Raw genomic sequence first — 5,086 nt, forward strand, 5'->3', positions numbered from 1 at the left:
GATCTTCGCATGACTCAATTTCCGTCGACTGCTGGAGAAGAATAAGCTGGCTGCCGGCATTCTTGGTGTCATCAATGGCTACCTCGGGCGACCGAGGACTACCATTACGCCAGGGCACCATCGTAGACGCCACGCTGATTCATGCGCCAGTTCGACCAAGAACAAGGAAGGCAATGGTCTCCGCAGGCTGGAGGGCAGAAACGGAGAAACAAGCGGGTGATCTGAGTGCTTTTGATCAGATGGCCACTTTCAAAACCGGCAGCGACCGAAGTCGATTTTTTATCGGGTGCTTCCATTATCCATCTGCGCCATTTTATTCAAACAGCCGTTTGCCATATTCAAACGCTTGTTAGCTAAGTTCAAACAAGCGTTTGGTGAAATCAAACAACTGTTTGTGGTCGCTTTTCATGCTGTTTGTGGTCGCTTTTTATGTTGCAAAAGTCGCTGAAAAACAAATATCTATTGCTATATGGATGCAGACTTAAGGATGTGGTTCTAAGCGATAGCATATTGATGTCATTATTTTCAACGTCCGGGCCGATTACAAAATGTGAGCTGGGATGAAGAAATATCGGTGGTAGTGCTAGATAATGCCAGCCTCACTGACCTTGGTTCCAAACTTGGTCTTCTCGGTAAGTGATGGCGTTTAGCCCTATTCAAATAACTCTTTGCTTTGTACGCATTAACTGCCTGTCGAATCCAGGAGATCAGGGTTATGCCCAATAATTCATCACCGTAGTACCTCCCCCCTTCCTAAGAATCACACGCCTTTTCGCTTGAGCTCATTAATGCCTTTTATTGCATTGGCATTACTCAATTAGATTATTGAGTCATGGTTATCGAATTTAGAAGGGAGATTTGATGAACATCCAACAGCTCTTTCCGCACTTGGGAAAAGTGATAGCTGGCACCGGTAGTCGACATTTCACACGGTTGCTTCACGATCTGATCAATACCTTGCTGCCGGTGGACGTGACGCACGTCAGCCAATACCGGGCCAGCTCCGGTATCCCGGTGGCCGGCCCGGTACCTCGGAACTGCATCGGTAACGCTTCGCCCCATAACGCCCCGCCTCCGGAGCCCATCGTGCTGAGCCTGGAACAACTCAAGGCGGCGCAACTTTACGAAAGCGCTACCGACAACGCTCGGGTCATGGCGGGCCGGGTCGATATTGAACTGGTAAAAGTTCCTGTGCATTGCCAGATGCATCTGGCGTCCTACCAGCAAAAGAATGGGCATCGTTGCGTGATTTCGGTATTCCGTAATGCCTCATGCGAACCCTTCACGCCCCAGGAGCGTGCCAAGCTCAAAGACCTGGCACTGATGCTGCTGCCGATCATCGAAGAACACATCGCAAGCATCACGCCGTCCACCGGTAATGTCACGGCACTGCATGGGCGCACCCCCCAGGTTCCCGCCCTCAATGGCCTGCGCGAGCGTTTCCAGGAGCGCCTGTGCGCCTGCGAACTGCAGCTTTCCGAGCGTGAAACCGAAGTGTGCATCGGTCTGCTGGCGGGGCATACGGTGCCAGAGCTGGCCGAGCGCTTGGCGCTGAAGGTCAGCACCGTGGAAAGCTATTTCAAGCGTGCCGCCGTGAAGATGAGCATCAATGGCCGCCGCGCCCTGTTGCGCTGGCTGCATGCCAGTGACCCGGCAGAAAACATCCAATTGCTGCGAGGCGCCTGATCGGCCTTTGCGGATACCTATTCAAGGTGGTGGCAGGCCGGCTGGATTCAGCCGTTCTGCCACCACCTTGAAGCTCCCCGCACCCCTCCTCCGCTTAGCGGATTCAGCCGCAAAAGGCCGGCCAAGCCCGCGCATCTGCCAATGAAGGTTTTGCAGTCCTCGCGGCTGAAGCCGCTCCTAGGTGCAGAGCGGCTGCCGGTTTCGGCCAATCAATCCCGCGCCAATGCGTTGATCGGGTTCAGGCGCGCCGCATTGCGTGCCGGCACGAAGCCGAACACGACGCCGATCAGGGTCGAACACAGGAACGCAGTGATGATCGAGCCCAGCGAGAAGACCATCTGCCACTCTTTCACCACCAGCGAGAACACATAGCCGATCGCGAACGACAAGCCGATACCGATCACCCCGCCCAGCAGGCAGACCATCACCGCCTCGACGAGGAACTGCTGGCGAATGTCCGAGGCCCGCGCGCCCACCGCCATGCGGATACCGATCTCGCGGGTCCGCTCGGTCACCGACACCAGCATGATGTTCATCACGCCGATCCCGCCTACCACCAGCGAGATGATCGCGATCAGCGACAACAGCAGCGCCAGCGACTGGCTGGTCTTCTGCACCGTCTGCAGGATGGTGTCGAGGTTGTAGGTGAAGAAGTCCTTGGTGCCGTGGCGCTGCTCCAGCAACTTGGTGACCTTCTCCTCGACCAGCTTGCTGGGCTGGCCGTCCTTGACCCGCACGGTAATGCTGTCCAGGTAACGCTGGCCCAGCAGGCGCCCCGAGGCGGTTTCATAGGGCATCCACACGTTGAGGTTCTTGCTGGTGACGAACACGCTTTTCTTGTCTTCGGTCACGCCGATCACCGTGCATGGCAGGTTATCGACCAGAATCACCTGGCCCAGCGGGTTAGTGCCTTTGGGGAACAGCCGATCTCGGGTGTTGTGGTCGATCACCACCACCTGGGCCTGGCGTCGGCTGTCCTGTGCAGTGAACCCTACCCCCTCGCCCAGCTTGATGCCGCGCACGCGGAAGTAGTTGTCGCCCACACCGTTCACCGTCGCGGTCAGATCCTGATTGCGGTAGCGCAGCAGCAGGTTGCGACCGACGTTGGGCGTGGCGCTGTCGATGTAGTACTCGTTCGCCAGCGCCGCCACGTCACCCAACGACAGGGTTTCGATCGATGCCGAGCGACTGTCGCCCCAGTCAGTGCCGGGAAACACTTCGATGGTGGTGCTGCCGATCGCCGCGATGTCGTTGAGTACATAACGCTTGGCACCCTCGCCGACGGCAACGATCGACACCACCGAGGTGATGCCGATGATGATCCCCAGCATGGTCAGCAAGGTACGCATGCGGTGGGCGATCAGTGCGATCCAGGCCATGCTGAAGGCTTCGCGGAACAGCTCCAGACGCGCGGTCAGCCGGCTGCTGCGCCGATTCTTGTCGGGCAGCGCCTGGGGCTGCGGGGCCTGGGCCTGGATCGGCTCGGGGTTGATGCGGTCGGCGACGATACGCCCGTCGCTGATCTCGATGATGCGCCGGGCATGCGCCGCGACCTTCTCATCGTGGGTGACCAGAATCACTGTGCGCCCGGCAGCATTGAGCTCCAGCAGGATATTCATCACTTCCCGGCCGCTGGCCGTGTCCAGGGCACCGGTCGGTTCGTCGGCAAGGATGATCTCGCCGCCGTTGATCAACGCCCGGGCGATGCTCACCCGCTGCTGCTGGCCACCCGACAGTTGATTGGGCCGATTGGCCAGGTGCCCGCCGAGCCCCAGGCGGTTGAGCAGTGCCTCGGCACGATCGGTACGTGCGGTCTCGCTCACCCCGGCATAGATTGCCGGCATCTCGACGTTGTTGACCGCACTGAGGTGGCCGAGCAGGTGGTAACGCTGGAAGATGAAACCAAAATGCTCACGGCGCAGCGCCGCCAGCTCATCGTTGGCCAGGCTGTTAACCTCGCGGCCGCCCACCTTGTAGCTGCCCTCGTCGGCGCGATCCAGGCAGCCGAGCACGTTCATCAGGGTCGACTTGCCTGACCCGGAAGCGCCGACGATGGCCACCAGCTCACCGGGCTGCACCGTCAGGTCGATGTTGTCCAGGGCGATGAAGTCCTTGTCGCCACCGCTGAAGCGCCGTGTGACGCCACGCAGTTCCAGCAGCGGCTCGCTCATGCGCCACCCCCTGCCGTGCTGGCGGTCGCGGTATCTGGCGTTGCCTCGCCGATCACCACCTGGTCACCCTCCTCCAGGCCCTGTTCGATCTGCACCCGCACATAGTTGTTGATGCCGGTGCGCACCTGGCGGGTCTGCGGCTTGCCCTGGGCATCGAGTACCCGGACTTCATAAAGGCCATCCTGGCCCTGCGCGCCCAGTGCCGCCACCGGCACGCTGAGCACGTTGCGGGCCTTGTCGAGCACGATATGCACCTGCGCGGTCATCGAGATACGCAGGCGTTGCTCGGGGTTCGGAACGTCGAACAGCGCGTTGTAGAACACTGCAGTGTTCTGCCGCGAACTGCTGTTGGCCTGGGTTTCCAGGAAGTTCTGCGGCGCCGGTTCGATACCGCGCAGCGTGGCGTGATAGCGTTTGTCGGGCTCGCCCAGGATGGTGAAGTACACCTCCTGGCCCGGCTTGATGTGGATCACATCGGCCTCCGAGACCTGGGCTTTGACCGTCATGGTGCTAAGGTCGGCGAGCTTGAGCAGTACCGGCGCTAACTGCTGGGCGATCACGGTCTGGCCTTCCTGGGTGACGATGCCCACCACCGTACCGTCGATGGGCGCGTTGATGCGTGTGTAGTCGAGGTTCACCTGGGCGGTTTCGATCTGGATCTTCGCATCCTGTAGCTGCGCATCCAGGACGCGCAGGTTGGCGCGCTGTACCTGGAATTCGGATTTGGCAGCTTCGTAGTCTTTCCTCGACACCGCTTCAGTGGGCAGCAGCCGCTGCGCGCGCTCATAGTCCGCCTTGGCCATGGCCAGTTGTGCGCGCGTCGCCTCGCGCCTGGCCGCCAGTTCCTGGGCATTCACCTGCGCCTGGCGCAGCGAGTTGCGCAGCACCACCGGGTCGATCTCGGCCAGCCACTGGCCCTTCTTCACCTCATCGCCCAGCTTGACCTTGAGGCTTTTTAGCTGCCCGGAAACCTGGGCACCGACATCCACCTGCTTGACCCCCTGCAGAATGCCGGTGGCCAGCACCGAGTTCTCGATGTCACCTCGCTCCGCCCGTGCGGTCAGGTATTGCGGCGCGGTCTGTTCCGAACGCGTACTGGCATAGACCAGGCCGCCAATGACCAGCAAGGCGGTGAGGATGATGCTCTTTCGGTATTTGAACTTAGCCATATCGAACCATGCTTGTGTGAGAACGTGCCCGGCCGGCGGCCGGGCCCAGGTAACAACGCC

General features: G+C 60.0%; 3 protein-coding genes and 1 pseudogene. 2 read left to right on the plus strand and 2 right to left on the minus strand.

Annotation, left to right across the window (positions count from 1 at the left end; translation table 11 throughout):
- Nucleotides 1–13 precede the first annotated feature (13 nt).
- Both OU800_RS12470 and OU800_RS12475 read left to right on the plus strand, forming a co-directional pair.
- Nucleotides 14–172: pseudogene (locus OU800_RS12470) on the plus strand (IS5/IS1182 family transposase); the annotation flags it as partial.
- Between the two features lie 689 nt (nt 173–861).
- A complete protein-coding gene (locus OU800_RS12475) occupies nt 862–1,686 on the plus strand; it encodes a LuxR C-terminal-related transcriptional regulator (protein WP_268177592.1) in 825 nt (274 codons plus the stop codon).
- A 209-nt stretch (nt 1,687–1,895) separates the two neighbouring features.
- Here the strand turns inward: OU800_RS12475 and OU800_RS12480 are convergent, their stop codons facing one another.
- Together OU800_RS12480 and macA are read right to left on the minus strand one after the other, a co-directional pair.
- Nucleotides 1,896–3,857 carry a MacB family efflux pump subunit gene (locus OU800_RS12480; RefSeq protein ID WP_268177593.1) on the minus strand — a complete coding sequence of 654 codons (1,962 nt, stop codon included), beginning with the start codon at nt 3,855–3,857 and terminating at the stop codon, nt 1,896–1,898.
- On the minus strand, nt 3,854–5,026 hold the full coding sequence (macA, locus tag OU800_RS12485) for a macrolide transporter subunit MacA (RefSeq protein WP_268177594.1): 1,173 nt from the start codon (nt 5,024–5,026) through the stop codon (nt 3,854–3,856). The genes OU800_RS12480 and macA overlap by 4 nt, the downstream gene beginning before the upstream one ends.
- Nucleotides 5,027–5,086: the final 60 nt, after the last annotated feature.

Origin of the sequence: Pseudomonas sp. GOM7, assembly GCF_026723825.1 — a bacterium.
Taxonomy (GTDB): Bacteria; Pseudomonadota; Gammaproteobacteria; order Pseudomonadales; family Pseudomonadaceae; genus Aquipseudomonas.